Genomic DNA, 20,265 nt, shown 5'->3' with positions numbered 1-20,265 from the left:
TGGCTCGGGTTCAAGCGGCGCGTCCAGTTGACAGGGGGCTTCTTGGGCCACACCTCAATTGAGACAACTCACTTATGTTGCGAACCAGCGACGATAGCTTCTGACGCGCTCGCGGTCAAGAAAATATTGCCATTGGCTCGCGCGTAGGAGCGCGCGATCGGACGGAATGTCGACCGTCATGCAAATGCAAGCTTGAGCAGGTTTCACCCCTATCGGAGCAAAAGTTTGTTAGCATCCGCGAGTTTTACGACATTTTTCGACCGATTACGCGCACGCTTGCTGCGCCGACCCCAACCGGATGGCATCAGACAAGGAACTCGCCGATTTTCTGGCGGGCGTCGAAAGGCGCGCATTCAAGCAGACGGTCTACGCCGTGCGGGACGACGATGCGTCCCTCGACATCGTGCAAGACGCGATGATCAAGCTCGCCGAGAAATACGGCGACCGTCCGGCGGCCGAGCTGCCGCTGCTGTTTCAGCGTATTCTGCAGAATGCGACGCACGACTATTTCCGCCGTGCCAAAGTACGCAACACCTGGGTTAGTCTATTCTCGTCGCTCGGCAATGCCGACGACGACGAGTTCGATCCGCTGGAAACCTTCGAGGCCCAGGCGGGTTCGGCTGGCGCCGAGAGCAACGAACAGAAGCTCGAACGAGAGCAGGTCCTGCAGTCGATCGACAACGAGATCCAGAAATTACCGGCACGTCAACGGGAGGCGTTTCTCATGCGTTATTGGGAGGATATGGATGTCGCCGAGACTGCCGCCGCAATGGGCTGCTCCGAAGGCAGCGTGAAAACGCACTGCTCCCGGGCCACTCACACGCTGGCGCAAGCGCTCAAGGCGAAAGGAATCACGCTATGAGCTCCCTTGAAAACACAGAACTCGAGTTTGCGCGTCAACTGCGCCGCGCGCTTGACGAAAACACCGCCAGCCTCCCTCCCGCCACCGTCGACCGGCTCGCTGCCGCGCGTCGTGCCGCGTTGGCGCGCAAAAAGCCCGAAGCCGTCAGCGCGCCGGTGTTCGTGCCTGCGTTCGCCGGCATGCCGGCCGGGATAGCGGGGCTACCGCAGGGAGGCGTCGAGCCGCGCCGCCGCTGGCCGCTGCGCCGCTTCGCGCTCGCGTGGCCGCTGGCCGCGCTGGTCGTGAGCCTGATCGGCATCGCGTACTGGGAAGATCACCAGCGCACCGCCGAACTTGCCGATATCGATGCCGCCATGCTAAGCGACGACCTGCCGCTCAATGCCTATCTCGACCACGGCTTCAACGCGTATCTTTCACGCGCCCACTGAGCGGGAGATTCCTCGGGTGAGTTACAAGCGCGGCCTGGCCGTTGTTTTCGGATGCACGATCGCGGCCCTGGTGTCGTTTGTCGCGACCTATCCGCGCTTTCACCCGAGCCCGTCGTCGGCGGGCAATCCGTCGCCCGGCGTCAACGTCGCCGCGCCCGCGCCCGCCCCCGCACTTTCCGTCGAATTGCCCGGCCTGCCGGGCAGCAATAGCCCCCTCGCGTGGTCACGCCTGAGCGCCGCCGACCACGCCGCGCTGGCCCCATTCGCATCGCAATGGGATTCGTTTAGCGACGAACGCAAGCGAAAGTGGATGAAGATTGCGTCGCGATACGCAAAGATGTCGCCGGATGCGCAAAAGCGTCTGCATGAGCGCATGAGTGAATGGGTGCGCATGACGCCCGATCAGCGCCGCGTCGCGCGCGAAAACTACCAGGTTTCGAAGGAGTTGCCGCGCGAAGCGCGCCAGAACGCGTGGAAAGCGTACCAACAACTGCCCGAAGAAACGAAGGAGCGGCTCGCCGCGAGCGAACGCAAGCGTCGCCCCAGCGTCGTCAGCGCGCCGCCATCGGCTCGCAACGAGATCAAGGGCATCGACCGGTTCGTGAATGCGCGCGAGCACGGCGCCAGTGCTGCCGCGGCGGCGAGCGCCGCGCCGGCTGCCTCCGCGCCGGCCGCGGCCTCGCTGCCGGCAACGCCTGCGATTCCGGCGGCGGGCAGCTTCGTACCGGCGACGCCGGTGCCCGTGTCGCCTGCCGAAGCGCCGGCAATCTTCCACGGCTCCTGATTCCGACCCCGAACCCATTACGTGTCCCAGCCGCTCGCCACCCCCACGCTGCCTGCCGCCGCACCCGGCGGCACGGCGCCCACCGTCCGGCGACGGCTCGCGGCACTGCTCTACGAAGCGGTCATTCTGTTCGGCGTCGTGTTTCTCGCCGGCTATCTGTTCAGCACGCTGACGCAGCAGCGTAACGGGCTCACGCATCACAACCTGCTCGCCGGCTGGATCGGCCTCGTGGTTGGCGTGTACTTCGTCTGGTTCTGGACGCACGGCGGCCAGACGCTGCCGATGAAAACCTGGCGATTACGGGTTGTTGGCGCTGATGGCGCGCCGGTTTCGGTTGGGCGGGCGATTGCGCGGTATGTGTTCGCCTGGTTGTGGTTTTTGCCGCCGCTGGCGTTGCATCCACTTCTTGGGTTGCGGGTGCCGCAGACGCTTGTTATTGCGGGCGTCTGGTTCGTGGTGTGGGCCGCGAGTGGGCGTTTTGATCCGCAGCGACAGTTTTTGCATGATCGGCTCGCGGGGACGCGGGTGGTAGCGGTTGGGCGCTAGCGCGCGTGGGCGATGGGCCGAATGCCGTGCTCTCCTTGGGCGGGGGAGGCCTTTTTTGCCTTTGTTCGTGCGGTGTGGGCCTTTCCTTGTTGTCTTATCGGTCTATTAGCGTTGCCCCTGTGCGGGGCGGCACCTACTTTCTTTGCTGCTGCAAAGAAAGTAGGCAAAGAAGACAGCTAAAACCGCTAGCTCATAAGCAGGTCCCCTGGCTTGGAGGGGGTAGTGGTGCATCTGGAATCCGGGCCGCCGCACATTCCCCGTTCGTGACAAAGCCATCATCCCTCCCACTCCGCACTACGTGCGTCGCGGACGGGTCTGCCTGGGAAACCAATGGTTTGGCCCGCGCAGCGGGGGCCCTCGGCTGCGCCTCGGCGATGCGCCGAAACAACCAGCGGTTTTTGAACGGGGTTTCGGCGCGCGTAGCGCCGCCGGAAGAATGACTGCCTTGTCACTGGCGCGGAATGTGCGGGAGCCCGGATTCCAGATGCACCACTACCTCATGCAGACCGAGGGACCCGCTTAAGAGTTGGCGGTTTGAGCTGTCTTCTTTGCCTACTTTCTTTGCAGCAGCAAAGAAAGTAGGTGCCGCCCCGCACAGGGGCAACGCTAATAGACCGATAACAAAGCAAGGAAAGGCCAACCAACCCAGAACAACGACTTCCTTCTGTTGCCCTTCGCCCTTACGGCGAACCCGCTTGCCCCCCCTCCCGCCCGTGGCTATGCTTGTGCGCATAACCAGCACCGCACCGGGCGCGCAATTTACGATTCCGTTTCATCCAACCCCGTCCACTCCCGCCGCACGAGGATCGCCGCCGATGACCCGCTACCGCGATTTCCACCGCCGCTCGATCGACCACCCCGAAGCCTTCTGGCGCGAAGAAGCCCGGCGCATTCACTGGCACACGCCATTCGGCACCGTGCTCGACCGCTCGAAGCCGCCGTTCGCGCGCTGGTTCGTCGGCGGTCGCACGAACCTCTGCCACAACGCGGTCGACCGGCATCTGGCCGAACGCGCGCAGCAGAACGCGCTCGTCTACGTATCGACCGAAACCGGCATCGAGCGGCACTACACGTATGCCGATCTGTACGCCGAAATCAACCGGATGGCCGCCGCCATGCGCTCGCTCGGCGTGAAGCGCGGCGACGTCGTGCTGATCTATCTGCCGATGATCCCCGAGGCGCTGTTCGCGATGCTCGCGTGCGCGCGGCTCGGCGCGATCCACTCGGTCGTGTTCGGCGGCTTCGCGGCGCCGAACCTCGCCACGCGTATCGACGACGCGAAGCCCGTGCTGATCGTCACTGCGGACGCCGGCGCGCGCGGCGGCAAGGTGGTCGACTACACGCCGCTCGTCGACGAAGCGCTCGCGCGCGCCATGCACAAGACACCGCATGTGCTGCTGATCGACCGGCAGCTCGCGCCCGCGCGACTGAACGCGCCCTACCTCGTCGCCTACGAGCCGCTGCGCGAACAGTTCTTCGACGCCCACGTCCCGTGCGAGTGGCTCGAATCGAACGAGCCGTCGTACGTGCTGTACACGTCGGGCACGACCGGCAAACCGAAGGGCGTGCAGCGCGATGTCGGCGGCTATGCGGTCGCGCTCGCGGCATCGATGGAATACATCTTCGAGGGCAAGCCCGGCGACACCATGTTCACCGCGTCCGACGTCGGCTGGGTGGTCGGCCACAGCTACATCGTGTACGCGCCGCTGATCGCGGGGCTGACCACCGTGATGTACGAAGGCACGCCGATTCGTCCGGACGGCGGCATCTGGTGGCGGCTCGTCGAACAGCACAAGATCAACCTGATGTTCACCGCGCCGACCGCGATACGCGTGCTGAAGAAGCAGGACCCGGCGCTGATGAAGGCAGCCGATCTGTCGAGCCTGCGCACGCTGTTTCTCGCCGGCGAACCACTCGACGAACCGACCGCCGAATGGATCTCCAACGCGTTGAACAAGCCGGTGATCGACAACTACTGGCAGACCGAAACCGGCTGGCCGATGCTCGCGATTCCGCGCGGCATCGAGGCACTGCCGACCAAGCTCGGCTCGCCGGGCGTGCCCTCGATCGGCTATAGCCTGACCGTGCGCGACGAGCTGACCGGCGAGCCCTGCGCGCCCGGCGAGAAAGGCGTGCTGACGCTCGACTATCCGCTGCCGCCGGGCTGCATGTCGACGGTATGGGGCGACGACAAGCGCTTCGTCGGCACCTACTGGTCGAGCGTGCCGAACCAGCAGGTGTATTCGACGTTCGACTGGGGCGTGCAGGACGAGGACGGCTACGTGACGATCCTCGGCCGCACCGACGACGTCATCAACGTCGCGGGCCATCGCCTCGGCACGCGCGAGATCGAGGAGGCGCTGTCGAGCCATGCGGCTGTCGCGGAAGTCGCGGTGGTCGGTGTGACCGATCCGGTCAAGGGTCAGGCGGCGATGGCCTTCGTCGTGCTGCGCGGCGCGCAGGGAGAAGGCGACCCGAGCGAGCGCGCGCGGCTCGAAGCCGAGCTGGCGATGACGGTGGACCGCCATCTCGGCTCGATTGCGCGGCCCGCGCGCGTGGTGATGGTATCGATGCTGCCGAAGACGCGCTCCGGCAAGCTATTGCGCCGCGCTATCGCGGCGCTCGCCGAAGGGCGCGAGCCGGGCGATTTGCCGACGATCGAAGATCCGGCCGCGCTGCAGCAGGTGCGCGACGCGCTCGGCGACGGCAGGAAGGAATAAGCGGGCCAATCAGCGGGCGACCAGGCGGACGAACAAGCGGGCGCTCAGCCCGCGGTGTCCCGCGTGCCGAGAAAGCGCGCGAGAATCGCGTTCGAATACGTGCCCGCGATCCCGGTCAGGAACGACATGAACGATCCGGGCGCGTGGTCGTCGGCGGTATCGGAGATCGTGCGCACGACCGCGCACGGCACGCCGTACTCGTAGCAGACCTGCGCGATCGCCGCGCCTTCCATCTCGACCGCGAGCGCGTCGGGCAGCGCGTCGCGCAACGCCGCGACGGCCGCCGCGCTCGCGACGAACTGATCGCCGCTGACGATCAAGCCGCGATGCACGCGCGGCGCGCGCGTGCCGAAGCGCGCCGCGCAGGCCGCGCCTTCCTCGGCGACGAACTGCTCGCATGCGGCGGTTAGACGGTCGGCGAGCGCCGCATCGGTGGTGAAGCGCGACATGCCGAGCAGCGGCACCTCGAAGCGCGGAAAAAGCGGCGACGCGTCGACATCGTGCTGCATCAGCGCGCTCGCAACGACGATATCGCCGACATGCACGTCGCCGCCGACACCGCCCGCGACACCGGTGAACACGATCGCCTCGACATCGAATGCGTGGATCAGCGCACTGACCGTCGCGGCCGCCGCGACCTTGCCGACGCGCGCGAGCGTGACGACGCACGGCGTGCCGTGCACGGTGCCGACGTGGTAGTCACGCTGGCCGTGCGTGACCGTGCGCACGCCGGACTCGGCGCGCATCGCTTCGATCAGGTCGCCGAGTTCCTGCGGTAACGCGGCCAGAACGCCGAGCGGCCGCCGCGCATCGTGGCTGAGATTCAAGGGCGTGCTCATTCGACCGCCTGCAATTTAGCCACCGCCAGCGCCAGCCACTTTTCGCCGTGCCGCTTGAAGCGGACCTGCGCTTTCGCGTCGGTGCCGTTGCCCTCGAGTGCGGTGATCGTGCCTTCGCCGAACTTCGTATGGAACACCTGCTGGCCGACGCGGAAGCCCGTGTCGGCCGCGCGTTGCTCGTTCGCGAACGCGGGCGCCGGCGCGGAGGTCACCGCCGCCGTCGACGCCGAACCGCCGCCGTACCCCGGCCGCGCGAACCAGTCGCGCCCGTAGCCGGCGTTGTCCGAGCGGCCGCCCCAGCGCGAGCCCGCCTCGACCTTCGGCGTCAGCCACTTCAGCGTTTCCTGCGGCAATTCGTCGAAGAAACGCGAGCGGATGTTGTAGCGGGTCTGGCCGTGCAGCATCCGGCTCTGCGCGAAAGACAGGTACAGCCGCTCCTTCGCGCGCGTGATCGCGACGTACATCAGACGCCGCTCCTCTTCGAGGCCGTCGGCCTCCATCGCGCTGTTCTCGTGCGGGAACAGCCCCTCTTCGAGGCCGGTGATGAACACTGCGGTGAATTCGAGCCCCTTTGCCGCGTGCACCGTCATCAGCTGCACCGCTTCCTGGCCGGCCTGCGCCTGGTTGTCGCCCGCTTCGAGCGATGCGTGCGACAGAAAGCCCGCGAGCGGCGTCATCGTGTCGGGGTTTTGCGCCGGATCGGCGATGCCCGGCGCGTCGAGGACCACCGTGGTCGGATCGTCGGTCGCGACCGCGAGTTCGGGCGCGGCGCTGGCTCCTGGGCGCAGCGGAATCGAGCGCGCGGGCGTATCGAGCCCGTAGCCTTCCTCGCTGACGAACGCGGCGGCCGCGTTGACGAGTTCCTGCAGGTTCTCGAGCCGCTCCTGGCCTTCGCGCTCGTTCTGATAGAAGTCGGCGAGACCGCTCGCGCGGACCACGTACTCGACGGTCTCCGGCAGGCTCATCTGCTGCGTGTCGGCGCGCATCTTGCCGACGAGGTTCGCGAACGCGGCGAGGCTCGAGCCGGCCTTGCCGGCGACGTACGGAATCGCCGCGGCCATCGAGCAGTTGTACAGACGCGCCGCGTCGGCGAGCTGTTCGATCGAACGCGCGCCGATGCCGCGAGTCGGGAAATTGACGACGCGGCCGAACGCGGTGTCGTCGTTCGGGTTGTCGATCAGGCGCAGGTAGGCGAGCGCGTGCTTGACTTCCTGACGTTCGAAAAAGCGCAGGCCGCCATACACGCGATACGCGATGCCCGCGTTGACGAGCGTGTGCTCGATCGTGCGCGACTGCGCGTTGCTGCGGTAGAGCACCGCGATTTCGCTGCGCGACAGGCCGGTGTTGATCAGCGCGCGGATCTCTTCGACGATCCAGCCGGCCTCCTGCGAATCGGTCGCCGATTCGTAGACGCGCACCGGTTCGCCGTGACCCGCGTCGGTACGCAGATTCTTGCCGAGGCGTCGCGAGTTGTTCGCGATCAGCTGGTTGGCGGCATCGAGAATATGGCCGTGCGAACGATAGTTTTGCTCGAGCTTGATCAGATTGCGCACGTTGAACTCGTGCTCGAAGTCGCGCATGTTGCCGACGTTCGCGCCGCGGAACGCGTAGATCGACTGGTCGTCGTCGCCGACCGCGAAGATTGCGTTGTGCTGGCCCGCGAGCAGCTTCAGCCACGCGTATTGCAGCTTGTTGGTGTCCTGAAACTCGTCGACGAGGATGTGCCTGAAGCGCGCCTGGTAATGCGCGCGCAGCGGCGGATTGTGCGCGAGCAGTTCGTAGCAGCGCAGCAGCAGCTCGGGGAAGTCGACGACGCCTTCGCGCTGGCATTGCTGATCGTAGGCTTCGTAGAGTTCGACGAACTTGCGGTTGAAGTTGTCGGTGGCGTCGACGTCTTTGGGGCGCAGGCCCTGCTCTTTCGCGTTGTTGATGAAGTACTGGAGATTTTTCGCGGGGTACTTTTCGTCGTCGATGTTGAGGCCCTTCATCAGGCGCTTGATCGCCGACAGCTGGTCCGCGGTATCGAGAATCTGGAACGTGGCGGGCAGCCCGGCGTCGCGGTGATGCGCGCGCAGCATACGGTTGCACAGGCCGTGGAACGTGCCGATCCACATGCCGCGCGTGTCGATCGGCAATAGCGCCGAGAGGCGCGCCATCATTTCGCGGGCGGCTTTGTTCGTGAAGGTCACCGCGAGGACGGTCGCGGGGGACGCGAGGCCTTGCTGAATCAGCCACGCGATGCGGGTGATCAGGACGCGGGTTTTGCCGCTGCCGGCGCCCGCCAGGATCAGGGCGGGCTCATTCGGGAGCGTTACGGCGGCATGTTGTTCGGGGTTTAGATTCGAGAGGAGGTCGGGCATTTTTTTGCTTAGGCGCAGTTCGGGGGACATTATATGCCCCGGCGGGGGCGGCGCTTTTTTTGGTTTTTTTGTTCTTCTGGATATGGGTTGGGGTTTTTTCGTTGTTCTGGCTTTGTTGGCCTTTCCTTGTTGTCTTGTCGGTCTATTAGCGTTGCCCCTGTGCGGGGCGGCACCTACTTTCTTTGCTGCTGCAAAGAAAGTAGGCAAAGAAGACAGCTCAAACCGCCAACTCTTAAGCGGGTCCCTCGGTCCGCATGAGGTAGTGGTGCATCTGGAATCCGTGCTCTCGCACATTCCGCGCTTGTGACAAGGCTGTCATTCTTCCGGCGGCGCTACGCGCGCCGAAACCCCACTCAAAAACCACCGGTTGTTTCAGCGCATCGCCGAGGCACAGCCGAGGGCTCCCGCTGCGCGGGCCAAACCATTGGTTTCCCAGGCAGACCCGTCCGCGACGCACGTAGTGCGGAGTGGGAGGGATGACGGCTTTGTCACGAACGGGGAATGTGCGGGGGCACGGATTCCAGATGCACCACTATCCCTTCCAAGCCAGGGGACCCGCTTAAGAGTTTGCGGTTTTAGCTGTCTTCTTTGCCTACTTTCTTTGCAGCAGCAAAGAAAGTAGGTGCCGCCCCGCACAGGGGCAACGCTAATAGACCGATAAGTCAGCAAGGAAAGGCCAACCAAGCCAGAACAACGAAAAAAGCCCCGCCCCGCACAGGGGCAACGCTAATAGACCGATAACAAAGCAAGGAAAGGCCAACAAAGCCAGACCAACGAAAAAAGCGCAACCCCCCTGTCCACACCGGCCGCCGGCCGGCAAAAAACCTCGTCCAGCTATAATCACCCCTTCCCCGCCTCCAAAATCCTGCCTTTAACAGAAACATGAGCGACACCCCGAGCGACCCGACCTCGACGCTTGCAAAAAGCTTCGAACCCCACACCATCGAAGCCCACTGGGGCCCTGAATGGGAAAAGCGCACCTACGCCGCGCCCTCCTTCGACGCGAATCGCAAGGATTTCTCGATCCAGTTGCCGCCGCCGAACGTCACGGGCACGCTGCACATGGGCCACGCGTTCAACCAGACCATCATGGACGGCCTGACCCGCTATCACCGCATGCTCGGCGAGAACACGCTGTGGGTGCCGGGCACCGACCACGCGGGCATCGCCACGCAGATCGTCGTCGAACGCCAGCTCGACGCGCAGGGCGTGTCGCGCCACGACCTCGGCCGCGAGAAGTTCGTCGAGCGCGTGTGGGAGTGGAAGCAGCAATCCGGCTCCACGATCACGAATCAGGTGCGTCGTCTCGGTGCATCGATCGACTGGTCGCGCGAATACTTCACGATGGACGACAAGACGTCGGCCACCGTGCGCGACGTGTTCGTGCGTCTGTATGAACAGGGCCTGATCTATCGCGGCAAGCGCCTCGTGAACTGGGACCCGGTGCTGCTCACCGCCGTATCCGACCTCGAAGTGGTCAGCGAAGAAGAAAACGGCCACCTGTGGCACATCCACTATCCGTTGACCGACGGCTCGGGCCATCTGACCGTCGCCACCACCCGTCCGGAAACCATGCTCGGCGACACCGCCGTGATGGTGCACCCGGAAGACGAACGCTACGCCCACCTGATCGGCAAGACCATCACGCTGCCGCTGTCGAACCGCGAAGTGCCGATCATCGCCGACGATTACGTCGACCGCGAATTCGGCACAGGCGTCGTCAAGGTCACGCCCGCGCATGATTTCAACGATTATCAGGTCGGCCTGCGCCACAAGCTGCCGCAAATCGAAATCCTCACGCTCGACGCGAAGATCAACGACAACGCGCCCGAAAAATACCGCGGCCTCGACCGTTTCGAAGCCCGCAAGCTGGTGGTCGCCGATCTCGAGGCGCTCGGTGCGCTCGAATCGGTCAAGCCGCACAAGCTGATGGTGCCGCGCGGCGACCGCACCGGCGTCGTGATCGAGCCGATGCTGACCGACCAGTGGTTCGTCGCGATGAGCAAGCCGGCGCCCGAAGGCACGTTCAATCCGGGCAAGTCGATCACCGAAACCGCGCTCGACGTCGTGCGCAACGGCCAGATCAAATTCGTGCCGGAAAACTGGACCACCACGTACTACCAGTGGCTCGAAAACATCCAGGACTGGTGCATCTCGCGTCAGCTGTGGTGGGGTCATCAGATTCCGGCGTGGTACGGCGAGAACGGCGAAGTGTTCGTCGCCAGTACCGAGGAAGACGCGCGCGCGAAGGCCGTCGCGGCCGGCTACACGGGGGCGTTGAAGCGCGACGAAGACGTGCTCGACACGTGGTTCTCGTCCGCTCTGGTGCCGTTCTCGTCGCTCGGCTGGCCGAACGAAACCGAAGAGCTCAAGCACTTCATGCCGTCGTCGGTGCTCGTCACCGGCTTCGACATCATCTTCTTCTGGGTCGCGCGCATGGTCATGATGACCACGCACTTCACGGGCAAGGTGCCGTTCGAAACGGTCTATATGCACGGTCTGGTGCGCGACGCCGAAGGCCAGAAGATGTCGAAGAGCAAGGGCAACACGCTCGACCCGATCGACATCGTCGATGGCATCGACCTCGACGCGCTCGTCGCGAAGCGCACCACCGGCCTGATGAATCCGAAGCTGGCCGCGTCGATCGAGAAGAAGACCCGCAAGGAGTTTCCGGACGGCATTGCGGCGTTCGGCACCGACGCGCTGCGCTTCACGATGGCGTCGATGGCCACGCTCGGCCGCAACGTCAATTTCGACCTCGCGCGCTGCGAAGGCTATCGCAACTTCTGCAACAAGCTGTGGAACGCCACGCGCTTCGTGCTGATGAACTGCGAAGGCCACGACTGCGGTATCGGCCAGCCGGCGCAATGTGGCGAATGCGGGCCAGAAGGCAATCTGCATTTCTCGCAGGCCGACCGCTGGATCGTGTCGCAACTGCAGCGCGTGGAAGCGGAAGTCGTCAAGGGTTTTTCCGACTATCGTTTTGACAATGTGGCCAACGCCATATACAAGTTCGTATGGGACGAATATTGTGACTGGTACGTTGAACTCGCCAAAGTGCAGATCCAGACGGGGCAGCCGAACCAGCAGCGTGCCACGCGGCGGACGCTTTTGCGCGTGCTCGAAACGGTGCTGCGCCTCGCGCATCCGGTGATCCCGTTCATCACCGAAGCGCTGTGGCAGAAAGTGGCGCCGCTCGCGGGACGCTACCCGGAAGGCAAGGCCGAGGGCGAGGCGTCCATCATGGTGCAGCAGTACCCCGTCGCGGAGCCGTCGAAGCTCGATGAAGACGCCGAGCGGTGGGCGACCGACCTCAAAGCGGTGATCGATGCATGCCGGAATCTGCGCGGTGAAATGAACCTGTCGCCGGCGGTGAAGGTGCCGTTGCTCGCCACCGGCAATGCGGAGCGTCTTCGTACTTTCGCGCCTTACGCTCAGGCACTTGCGCGTCTGTCGGAGGTGCAGATCATCGCCGACGAGGCCGCGCTCGACGCCCAGGCGGATGGCGCGCCTATTGCTATCGTAGGAACGGACAAGCTCGTGTTGAAGGTCGAAATCGACGCAGCGGTCGAACGCGAACGCCTGTCGAAAGAGATCACGCGGTTGAGCGCCGAAATCGTCAAGTGCAACGGTAAGCTACAGAATCAGGCCTTCGTTGCGAAGGCGCCGGCGGCGGTCGTGGAACAGGAGCAGAAGCGGCTGGCCGATTTCGAAGCCACGGTCGGCAAGCTGAAAGCCCAACTGGCCCGCTTGCCGGCCTGACCGACGCGCCCGCCCCCCGTCAACGGCGGGCAAGGATTTAACCAGAGGACTCAGGGTATTCACATGCTAAAAGTTACGAAGGCGGTCTTTCCGGTAGCCGGTCTTGGCACCCGCTTCCTCCCCGCCACGAAGGCTAGCCCGAAGGAGATGCTGCCGATCGTCGACAAGCCGCTGATTCAGTACGCGGTCGAAGAGGCGATGGCGGCCGGCATCACCGAAATGATCTTCGTCACGGGCCGCAGCAAGCGCGCGATCGAAGACCATTTCGACAAGTCCTATGAGATCGAGGCCGAACTCGAGGCGCGCGGCAAGGACAAGCTGCTCGAACTCGTGCGCAGCATCAAGCCGAGCCACGTCGACTGCTTCTACGTGCGCCAGGCCGAGGCGCTGGGCCTCGGCCACGCCGTGCTGTGCGCCGAGAAGCTGGTAGGCGACAACCCTTTCGCCGTGATTCTCGCGGACGACCTGTTGTACGGCACGCCGCCCGTGATGACGCAGATGATCGAGGTGTTCGATCACTATCACAGCTCGGTGATCGGCGTCGAAGAGATCCCGCCGCAAGATACGAAATCGTACGGCATCGTCGACGGCAAGGAATGGGAAGACTCGATCATCAAGATGTCGGGCATCGTCGAAAAGCCGGAGCCGGGCGTGGCGCCGTCGAACCTCGGCGTGGTGGGCCGTTATGTGCTGAAGCCGCGCATCTTCGATCACCTGCGCTCCATCAAGCCGGGCGCGGGCGGTGAATTGCAACTGACGGACGCGATCCAGTCGCTGCTCGCCGACGAACAGGTGCTCGCGTACAAGTATCACGGCACACGTTTCGACTGCGGCAGCAAGCTGGGCTACCTGAAAGCGACCGTCGAGTTCGCCCTGCGTCACCCGGAAGTCGCCGCCGATTTCGAAGAATATCTGCGTACCCGCTCGCCGGTTCTCGAAGGCTGACGTCGAAAGTCCGGCTGAAGCGAAGAAGGCGCTGTACCCCGAATAATGGGGACAGCGCCTTCTTTTTTACATCGGACGGACAGTTTTACCGAATGCGGCTCAGCGACGCCGCATCAGAAACGTAAACACCTTGTCATGCGCCGAGCTTTCGACGATCTCGTTGCCGGTCTGCTTCGCGAACGCGGCGAAATCGCGCTGCGAGCCGGGATCGGTGGCGAGCACCTTGAGAATCTGGCCGCTTTCCATGTCGGCGAGCGCCTTTTTGGCGCGCAGGATGGGCAGCGGGCACATGAGCCCGCGCGCATCGACTTCCTTGTGAATCTGAATTTGCATCGACGATGACCTTCGGGACGGGGCGTCGCTGACGACGCCGGACAGAGGGTCAAATTCTACAGCAGGCGGAGCGGCGGCGCCGGGCATCGCCACGACGCCCATTTCCACGCGCGAGCCGTGCCGCGCGCCGTTACAGCGTCACCGCCTCACCGCGTTGCAGCGACTCGCGCAGCGCCACGCCGATACGCGTCGCTTCGAGCGCATCGGCGAGCGTCGCGCCACTCTGTGCCGCATCGCCCTTCCCCGGCCCTTTTTGCACCGATGCAACGAACGCGCGTGCTTCGTGCAGAAACGCGTCCTCGAACCGGTCGAAAAAGTTCGGCGTGCACTCGTTGCGAATGCCGGTCGCGTCGTAGATCTCGACGCGGTTCGCGCGCGGATTGCGGCCGATCGTCAGCGCGCCCGCCGTGCCGATCACTTCGCTATGCGTATCGTTGCCGTGCGCCTGGGTGCGCGACGCGTAGAACGCCGCGAGCTTGCCGCCCTCGAATTCGCAGATCGCGACACCGTTGTCGACATCGCCGAATTCGCGCAGACCCTCGTGCAGCGCGACCGTGCCCGCCGCGAACACGCGCGTCGCGCGCGGCTTGCCGAGCAGCCAGCGGGCGACGTCGATGTCGTGCACCGTGCAGTCGAGAAAGATGCCGCCCGAGGTCGCCGCGAAGCGCACGAAGAAACCGTCGTCGTCGTTTTTATCGGTGGTTTGCGAGCGCACGAGGAACGGCCGGCCGATCTGGCCGGCGGCGATTTTATCGAACGCGTCGCGGTAGCTCGGATCGAAGCGGCGCATGAAGCCGATCGTCGCCTGCAGGTGCGGATAGCGCGCCGCTTCGGCCAGCACGCGCTCGCATTCGGCGACATCGAGCGACAGCGGCTTTTCGCAGAACACATGCTTGCCGGCGCGCAATGCGTCGACGATCTGCTGCGCGTGCAGCGACGACGGCGTGACGAGCCATACCGCGTCGACGTGCGGATCAACGAGCAGGTCCGCGTAATCGGTGTAGAGACGCGGCTCATGCAGCGACCCATGCATTGCCCCATGCATCGCATCACGCGCCCATGCCAGTTCATCTTCGAGCGGACTGCACGCGGCCGTGAGCGTCGCGCCCGGCACGCGATACGCGAGATTCTCCGCATGCCGCTTGCCAAGCCGTCCAAGGCCGACCACGCCGATCCGCAAGCGCTCCGTGGCGGGCTTCATCACGCTGCCTCGCCGAGTTTGATCGCACGGCCCTCTCGCCACGACCGCGTCGCGGCTTCCGCGAGTTCGAGCGCTTTCAGGCCATCCGCGATGGTCGTGCGCACCGGCTTGCCGTGCGTGACCGCGTCGAAGAAATGCGCGATTTCGAGCGCGTAGGCCGCGCGATAGCGTTCGAGAAAAAACGCCTCGGGCACGTCGGTCGATACTTCCGTCTTCGAGTACGCGGTGACTTCGGTGGGCCGAACGTTGCCTGCCTGCAGCATGCCGGTGCTGCCGAGCACTTCGAAGCGCTGGTCGTAGCCGTAGGCAGCGCGCCGCGCGGTGTTGATCTGGCACAGCCGCCCGCGCTTCGTGCGGATCGTCACCGCGGTCGAATCGATGTCGCCCGCGTCGGCGATCGCGGGGTCGGTGAGGCAACTGCCGGTGGCGTGCAGCGTGTCGGCTTCGTCGTCGAGAATCCAGCGACAGATGTCGAAGTCGTGAATCAGCATGTCCTTGAAGATGCCGCCCGAGTGCCGGATGTACTCGAGCGGCGGCGCGCCCGGATCGCGGCTCGTGACGACGAGCATTTCCGGCGTGCCGATCTCGCCCGCGTCGAGACGCGCTTTCAACGCGGAGAACGTCGGATCGAAGCGCCGCTGAAAACCGATCATGCACACCACACCGGCGCGCTCCACCGCTTCTGCGCACATCCGCGCGCGCTCCAACGTGAGATCGACCGGCTTCTCGCAGAACACGTGCTTGTTCTGCGCGGCCGATTTGACGATCAGGTCCGCATGCGTGTCGGTGCTCGAACAGATCACGGTCGCGCCGATCGATGCATCGCCGATCGCGCCGTCGCTATCCGCAACCTGCGCGCCATGCTGCGCGGCGAGCGCGGCGGCCGCCTCGCGATTCACGTCGACCACGTATTTGAGCCGCACGCCGGGCTGCCGCGCGAGATTCGCCGCATGGATCTTGCCGATGCGCCCCGCGCCGAATACGGCGACGTCGATCGTGTTTACCGCGTCAGTCATCGTAGCCTCCAGTGTCGTTGGATTCTTCAACGTTCAGTTCGAGCTTGTACGCGAGCGCGATGAAGAGCGCCTGGCACAGGCAGATCGTGCTGGTCAGCGAGCGGAACGCGAACGCGCTGCCCTCTTTCACGTACAGCTGCGTGCTGGCGTAGCGTGCGAGCGGCGACAGTTGGCTATCCGTAATGACGAGCGTCTTCGCCTGATGATGATGCGCGACGCGCAGACAGTACTGCGTCTCCTTGCCGTATGGGGCGAAGCTGATCGCAATCACCACGTCGCCCTTCCTGACGCTGCGGATCTGCTCGCGATACATGCCGCCGAAGCCAGACACCAGATGCACGCGCTTGTGCGTGTGCTGCAACGCATAGACGATGTAGCTCGCGACCGGAAACGAGCGCCGCACGCCGATCACGTAGATGTTGTCGGCCTGCTGCAGCATCTTCACGGCGGCGTCGAACTGCTTGTCGTCGAGGCCCGCTTCGAGTTCTTCGAGGCCGCCGCGCGACGCGGCGATGAACTCGCGCGCGACCGCGCCGCCCGACAAGGTGCCGGGCTTCTCGTCGATCAGCTTGCGGATGCGCTGCTGATAGCTCGACGACGACACGCCCTGCCCCGCATACGCCTGACGAAACACCGCCTGCAGATCCGAAAACCCGGAAAAGCCGAAACGCTGCGCAAAGCGCACGACCGCCGACGGATGCACGCCGCAGCTCGCGGCGATATCGCTCGTGCGATCCATCATCACGCTCGCGCGATGCTGCTCGATGTACGTCGCGACGCTTTTCAACTGCCGCGGCAGCGACTCGTAGGTATCCGCGATGCGCTGCATCAATTCGTCGACGCTCGGCACCGCTTCTTCGGTGATCTGTTCCGCCATGACAGCCTCTCGGGGTTTCCTGCAATGCGGCAGACGCGCCCGCGGCGCGCCGCAACGTGCATCCGACGTTGCCGAGTATAGGCGGCCGCCCCGTCAAATGGAACGTATTTTCCATTTTTATTTCTCATGAAATTTTCTTTGCAAGGCTTCGGAAGATGACCTACTCTTGGTCGTGAGCGATGGCGCTTCGGCCTCGTTGTGTGGGTCATCGGAATGGAAAGCCGCCCGCCAGTCGCTCCCTCAATAACGAACGACAGACCGAGAAAGGTGGAGACAATGAGACTTTGCAGAGGCAAGGCAACGCTCAGGATTCTGGTGACGGCGTTGACGTTGGCGACGGGATTCGGCGCGGCCTCGGCCGCCCGCGCGGCGGACGCGCACTTCGTGCTGATCAGCCACGCGCCGGATTCGGACTCGTGGTGGAACACGATCAAGAATGCGATCAAGCAGGCCGACGAGGACTTCAACGTTCAGACCGACTACCGCAATCCGCCGAACGGCGACATCGCCGACATGGCGCGTCTCGTCGAGCAGGCGGCCGCGCGCAACTACGACGGCGTGATCGTGTCGATCGCCGACTTCGACGTACTGAAGAGCTCGATCGCGAAGGTCACCGAGAAGCACATTCCGCTCGTCACGATCAATTCGGGCACCGAGGAGCAAAGCGCGAAGCTCGGCGCGATCATGCACGTCGGCCAGCCCGAGTTCGCGGCCGGCAAAGCCGCCGGAGAAAAGGCCAAGGCCGCCGGCATCAAGTCGTTCCTGTGCGTGAACCACTACGCGACGAACCCGGCTTCGTTCGAACGCTGCCGCGGTTTCGCCGAAGCGATCGGCGCCAACTTCAAAACCTCGACGCTCGACACGGGCCAGGACCCGACCGGCGTGCAGTCGAAGGTCAGCGCGTTCCTGCGCAATCATCCGGATACCCAGGCGGTGCTGACGCTCGGTCCGCTGTCGGCCGATCCGACGCTGAAGGCGCTGCAGCAGATGGGCCTCGCCGGCAAGATCTGGTTCGCGACGTTCGACTTCGACAGCGACATCGCGAAGGGCATCCAGGACGGCACGATCCAGTTCGCGATCGACCAGCAACCGTACTTGCAGGGCTATATCCCGGTTGCCGTACTCGCGATCGTGAAGAAGGACCACACCACCGATCCGGCCAAAATCCGCGAGATCCTGCAGGCGAATCCGAAGTTCAAGGAGCGTCTTGCCACTTATGGGCTCACGCCGTCCTACGGGCCGCGCAATATCGGCTCGGGCCCGGGCTTCATCACGAAGGCCAACGTCGACAAGGTGCTGAAGTACGCCGGCCAGTACCGCTGAACGCACGGCAACGCATCGCATCGCGCGCCTAAGCCGCCGCGCCGGCGGCAAGGTTAAAAGGCAGTGACCGGCGGGACGCATGGCGTCTTGCCGGCGCCCGCCCGCTCAGCGGATTCGCAAACGCCCACGGCATTGCGCCGACCCGCCGGTCGCGGGCGTATCAAGGAGAGCTTCAATGGGTGTCGCCGACCTGTTTCATCCCCATCACCGCAAGCAACCGCCGCCTGATCCGCAGGACCCGGCAAAGTCCGCTGCGACGACCGCTTCGGCGTCCACCGGCGTCGACGAACGCGTGCGCGAGGAATCCTGGTTCCGTCATCTGCTCGGCCGACCGGAATTCGCGGCGCTCGCCGGCACCGTGATGGTGTTCATCGTGTTCGGCGTGGCGGCCGGCAACTCGGGGATGTTCAACCTCGACGGCGTGATGAACTGGTCGCAGGTCGCCGCCTATCTCGGTCTGATCTCGGTCGGCGCGTGCCTGCTGATGATCGCCGGCGAGTTCGATCTGTCGATCGGTTCGATGATCGGCTTTGCCGGCATGATGGTCGCGCTGCCGACCATGTACTTCCACTGGCCGATCTGGCTCGCGATCGTGTTCGCGTTCGTCGGCTCGATGCTGCTCGGCGCGCTCAACGGCTATCTGGTGATGCGCACGCGCCTGCCGTCGTTCATCGTCACGCTCGCGTTCCTGTTCATACTGCGCGGTCTCACGCTCGCGCTATCGGTGATGTTCGCCGATCGCACCATCATCTCCGGCGTCGGCGACGTCGCGCGTCAGGACTGGTTCGCGCACACGTTCTTCCAGGGCGTCGCGTTCAGAGGCCTGTTCGTGTGGCTCGGCCACCTCGGCCTCGTGAAGATGCTCGACAACGGCACGCCGCTCGTGCCGGGCATTCCCAAGGTGCTGCTGTGGTGGCTCGTGCTCGCCGTGGTCTGCGCGTTCACGCTCGCCAGGACGCGCTTCGGCAACTGGATTTTCGCGGTCGGAGGCGATGCCAACGCGGCCAAGAACGTCGGCGTGCCGGTGCGTCGCGTGAAGATCTCGCTGTTCGTGCTGACCGCGTTCTGCTCGGCCCTGTATGCAGTACTTCAGGTGTGCGACATCGGTTCGGCCGCGGCCGACCGCGGTTTGCAGGCGGAGTTCGAGGCGATCATCGCCGCGGTGATCGGCGGCACGCTGCTCACGGGCGGCTACGGCTCGGTGATTGGCGCATGCTTCGGTGCGCTGATCTTCGGCGTCGTGCAGATCGGCATCACGTACACCAACGTCGATTCCGACTGGTTCCGCGTGTTCCTCGGCGTGATGCTGCTGTTCGCCGTGCTGTTCAACCACTACGTGCGCGGCCGCGTCGCGGCATCGCGCTAGACGGAGGTTCACGATGAGCACCCCCGAACAGAACACCGACGACATCATTTTGTCGCTGGAAAACGTCAGCCGTTATTTCGGCAACATCATCGCGCTGAACGACATCACGCTGCGCCTCATACGCGGCGAAGTGCATTGCCTGCTCGGCGACAACGGTGCCGGCAAGTCGACACTGATCAAGACGCTCGCAGGCGTGTATCAGCCGAGCAAAGGCACCTACCGGGTGGACGGCAAACCGGTGCACTTCACGTCGCCGAAAGACGCGCTCGATCTCGGTATCGCAACCGTCTACCAGGATCTCGCGCTGGTGCCGCTGCTATCGGTCGCGCGCAATTTTTTCATGGGCCGCGAGCCGCAGAAAAAGCTGTTCGGCCTTCTGAACGTGATGGATCTCGAAACCTGCGCAACCACCGCGCGCGACAAGCTCGCCGAAATGGGCATCAACGTGCGCGACCCGCATCAGCCGATCGGCACGATGTCGGGCGGCGAGCGTCAATGTCTGGCGATTGCGCGTGCGATCCACTTCGGCGCGCGCGTGCTGATTCTCGACGAACCGACCGCCGCGCTCGGCGTCAAGCAGAGCTTCAACGTGCTGAAGCTGATCCACAAGGCGCGCGCCAAAGGCATCTCGGTGATCTTCATCACGCACAACGTGCACCACGCGTATCCGATCGGCGATTCGTTCACGCTGCTCAATCGCGGCCGCTCGCTCGGCACGTTCACCAAACAGACGATCAGCAAGAACGAAGTGCTCGACATGATGGCCGGCGGCGCCGAGATGCAGAAGATGATCGGCGAACTCGAAGGCGCGACGATCTGACCGATTCGCGCGGCACGTCCAGCCTCGGCGCGTTTCGCCCGGCTGGCCGACGCGCACCTACCGCGCACTGTTACTCAGGACTA

At 64.4% G+C, this 20,265-nt stretch carries 16 protein-coding genes; 10 read left to right on the top strand and 6 right to left on the bottom strand.

All coding sequences use genetic code 11. The features are described from left to right. Positions 1-298: 298 nt before the first annotated feature. The 5 genes from HDG33_RS14300 (at position 299) to HDG33_RS14280 (ending at position 5,340) form a co-directional block, all read left to right on the top strand. Positions 299-862, top strand: a complete 564-nt coding sequence (locus HDG33_RS14300) for an RNA polymerase sigma factor (protein ID WP_184028485.1) — start codon at positions 299-301, stop codon at positions 860-862. After that, positions 859-1,290 carry a DUF3619 family protein gene (locus HDG33_RS14295; RefSeq protein ID WP_184028482.1) on the top strand — a complete coding sequence of 144 codons (432 nt, stop codon included), beginning with the start codon at positions 859-861 and terminating at the stop codon, positions 1,288-1,290. The genes HDG33_RS14300 and HDG33_RS14295 overlap by 4 nt, the downstream gene beginning before the upstream one ends. 16 nt (positions 1,291-1,306) lie before the next feature. After that, on the top strand, positions 1,307-2,074 hold the full coding sequence (locus HDG33_RS14290; protein ID WP_184028479.1) for a DUF3106 domain-containing protein: 768 nt from the start codon (positions 1,307-1,309) through the stop codon (positions 2,072-2,074). A gap of 21 nt (positions 2,075-2,095) precedes the next feature. Further along, a complete protein-coding gene (locus HDG33_RS14285) occupies positions 2,096-2,620 on the top strand; it encodes an RDD family protein (protein ID WP_184028476.1) in 525 nt (174 codons plus the stop codon). Between the two features lie 815 nt (positions 2,621-3,435). Beyond that, positions 3,436-5,340, top strand: a complete 1,905-nt coding sequence (locus HDG33_RS14280; protein ID WP_184028471.1) for a propionate--CoA ligase — start codon at positions 3,436-3,438, stop codon at positions 5,338-5,340. 44 nt (positions 5,341-5,384) lie between these two features. Here HDG33_RS14280 and HDG33_RS14275 read toward each other — a convergent pair whose 3' ends face one another. Both HDG33_RS14275 and HDG33_RS14270 read right to left on the bottom strand, forming a co-directional pair. After that, complete coding sequence (locus HDG33_RS14275) at positions 5,385-6,179, bottom strand: 5'-methylthioadenosine/adenosylhomocysteine nucleosidase (protein WP_018421182.1); 795 nt, start codon at positions 6,177-6,179, stop codon at positions 5,385-5,387. After that, entirely contained in the window at positions 6,176-8,539 is a 2,364-nt protein-coding gene (locus tag HDG33_RS14270) for a UvrD-helicase domain-containing protein (RefSeq protein ID WP_184028466.1), read from the bottom strand. The genes HDG33_RS14275 and HDG33_RS14270 overlap by 4 nt, the downstream gene beginning before the upstream one ends. A gap of 882 nt (positions 8,540-9,421) precedes the next feature. On the opposite strand from HDG33_RS14270, the gene HDG33_RS14265 reads away from it, so the two are divergent. Then, positions 9,422-12,301: a valine--tRNA ligase gene (locus HDG33_RS14265; protein ID WP_184028463.1), complete on the top strand. Its 2,880-nt coding sequence runs from the start codon at positions 9,422-9,424 to the stop codon at positions 12,299-12,301. A gap of 63 nt (positions 12,302-12,364) precedes the next feature. Next, complete coding sequence (galU, locus tag HDG33_RS14260; RefSeq protein ID WP_090801031.1) at positions 12,365-13,246, top strand: UTP--glucose-1-phosphate uridylyltransferase GalU; 882 nt, start codon at positions 12,365-12,367, stop codon at positions 13,244-13,246. 99 nt (positions 13,247-13,345) lie between these two features. On the opposite strand, the gene HDG33_RS14255 is transcribed toward galU, so the two are convergent. The 4 genes from HDG33_RS14255 to HDG33_RS14240 form a co-directional block, all read right to left on the bottom strand. Beyond that, positions 13,346-13,573: a sulfurtransferase TusA family protein gene (locus tag HDG33_RS14255; protein WP_026225937.1), complete on the bottom strand. Its 228-nt coding sequence runs from the start codon at positions 13,571-13,573 to the stop codon at positions 13,346-13,348. Positions 13,574-13,709: 136 nt separating this feature from the next. After that, positions 13,710-14,780, bottom strand: a complete 1,071-nt coding sequence (locus HDG33_RS14250) for a Gfo/Idh/MocA family oxidoreductase (RefSeq protein WP_184028458.1) — start codon at positions 14,778-14,780, stop codon at positions 13,710-13,712. Continuing rightward, on the bottom strand, positions 14,780-15,796 hold the full coding sequence (iolG, locus tag HDG33_RS14245; protein WP_184028454.1) for an inositol 2-dehydrogenase: 1,017 nt from the start codon (positions 15,794-15,796) through the stop codon (positions 14,780-14,782). The genes HDG33_RS14250 and iolG overlap by 1 nt, the downstream gene beginning before the upstream one ends. Then, on the bottom strand, positions 15,789-16,673 hold the full coding sequence (locus tag HDG33_RS14240; RefSeq protein WP_184028449.1) for a MurR/RpiR family transcriptional regulator: 885 nt from the start codon (positions 16,671-16,673) through the stop codon (positions 15,789-15,791). Before HDG33_RS14240 ends, iolG begins: the two co-directional genes overlap by 8 nt. A gap of 276 nt (positions 16,674-16,949) precedes the next feature. Here HDG33_RS14240 and HDG33_RS14235 point away from each other — a divergent pair, with 276 nt between their 5' ends. The 3 genes from HDG33_RS14235 (at position 16,950) to HDG33_RS14225 (ending at position 20,182) form a co-directional block, all read left to right on the top strand. After that, positions 16,950-17,996, top strand: coding sequence for a sugar ABC transporter substrate-binding protein (locus HDG33_RS14235; protein ID WP_026225938.1), 1,047 nt, complete (start codon positions 16,950-16,952; stop codon positions 17,994-17,996). Positions 17,997-18,171: 175 nt separating this feature from the next. Further along, entirely contained in the window at positions 18,172-19,362 is a 1,191-nt protein-coding gene (locus tag HDG33_RS14230) for an ABC transporter permease (protein WP_184028446.1), read from the top strand. Positions 19,363-19,375: 13 nt separating this feature from the next. Continuing rightward, positions 19,376-20,182 carry an ATP-binding cassette domain-containing protein gene (locus HDG33_RS14225; RefSeq protein ID WP_090801043.1) on the top strand — a complete coding sequence of 269 codons (807 nt, stop codon included), beginning with the start codon at positions 19,376-19,378 and terminating at the stop codon, positions 20,180-20,182. The last annotated feature ends 83 nt before the right edge of the window (positions 20,183-20,265 follow it).

Origin of the sequence: Paraburkholderia sp. Cpub6, from assembly GCF_014201065.1 — a bacterium.
Taxonomy (GTDB): Bacteria; Pseudomonadota; Gammaproteobacteria; order Burkholderiales; family Burkholderiaceae; genus Paraburkholderia; species Paraburkholderia tuberum.
The sequence above is the reverse complement of the archived record's forward strand: the minus strand, read 5'-3'. Positions and strand labels throughout refer to the sequence as shown.

Coding starts and splice junctions, on each gene's coding strand:
- HDG33_RS14300 (WP_184028485.1), top strand. CDS start 299: ATGGCATCAGACAAGGAACTCGCCGATTTTCTGGCGGGCGTCGAAAGG.
- HDG33_RS14295 (WP_184028482.1), top strand. CDS start 859: ATGAGCTCCCTTGAAAACACAGAACTCGAGTTTGCGCGTCAACTGCGC.
- HDG33_RS14280 (WP_184028471.1), top strand. CDS start 3,436: ATGACCCGCTACCGCGATTTCCACCGCCGCTCGATCGACCACCCCGAA.
- HDG33_RS14275 (WP_018421182.1), bottom strand. CDS start 6,179: ATGAGCACGCCCTTGAATCTCAGCCACGATGCGCGGCGGCCGCTCGGC.
- HDG33_RS14270 (WP_184028466.1), bottom strand. CDS start 8,539: ATGCCCGACCTCCTCTCGAATCTAAACCCCGAACAACATGCCGCCGTA.
- HDG33_RS14265 (WP_184028463.1), top strand. CDS start 9,422: ATGAGCGACACCCCGAGCGACCCGACCTCGACGCTTGCAAAAAGCTTC.
- galU (WP_090801031.1), top strand. CDS start 12,365: ATGCTAAAAGTTACGAAGGCGGTCTTTCCGGTAGCCGGTCTTGGCACC.
- HDG33_RS14250 (WP_184028458.1), bottom strand. CDS start 14,780: ATGAAGCCCGCCACGGAGCGCTTGCGGATCGGCGTGGTCGGCCTTGGA.
- iolG (WP_184028454.1), bottom strand. CDS start 15,796: ATGACTGACGCGGTAAACACGATCGACGTCGCCGTATTCGGCGCGGGG.
- HDG33_RS14240 (WP_184028449.1), bottom strand. CDS start 16,673: ATGGCGGAACAGATCACCGAAGAAGCGGTGCCGAGCGTCGACGAATTG.
- HDG33_RS14235 (WP_026225938.1), top strand. CDS start 16,950: ATGAGACTTTGCAGAGGCAAGGCAACGCTCAGGATTCTGGTGACGGCG.
- HDG33_RS14230 (WP_184028446.1), top strand. CDS start 18,172: ATGGGTGTCGCCGACCTGTTTCATCCCCATCACCGCAAGCAACCGCCG.
- HDG33_RS14225 (WP_090801043.1), top strand. CDS start 19,376: ATGAGCACCCCCGAACAGAACACCGACGACATCATTTTGTCGCTGGAA.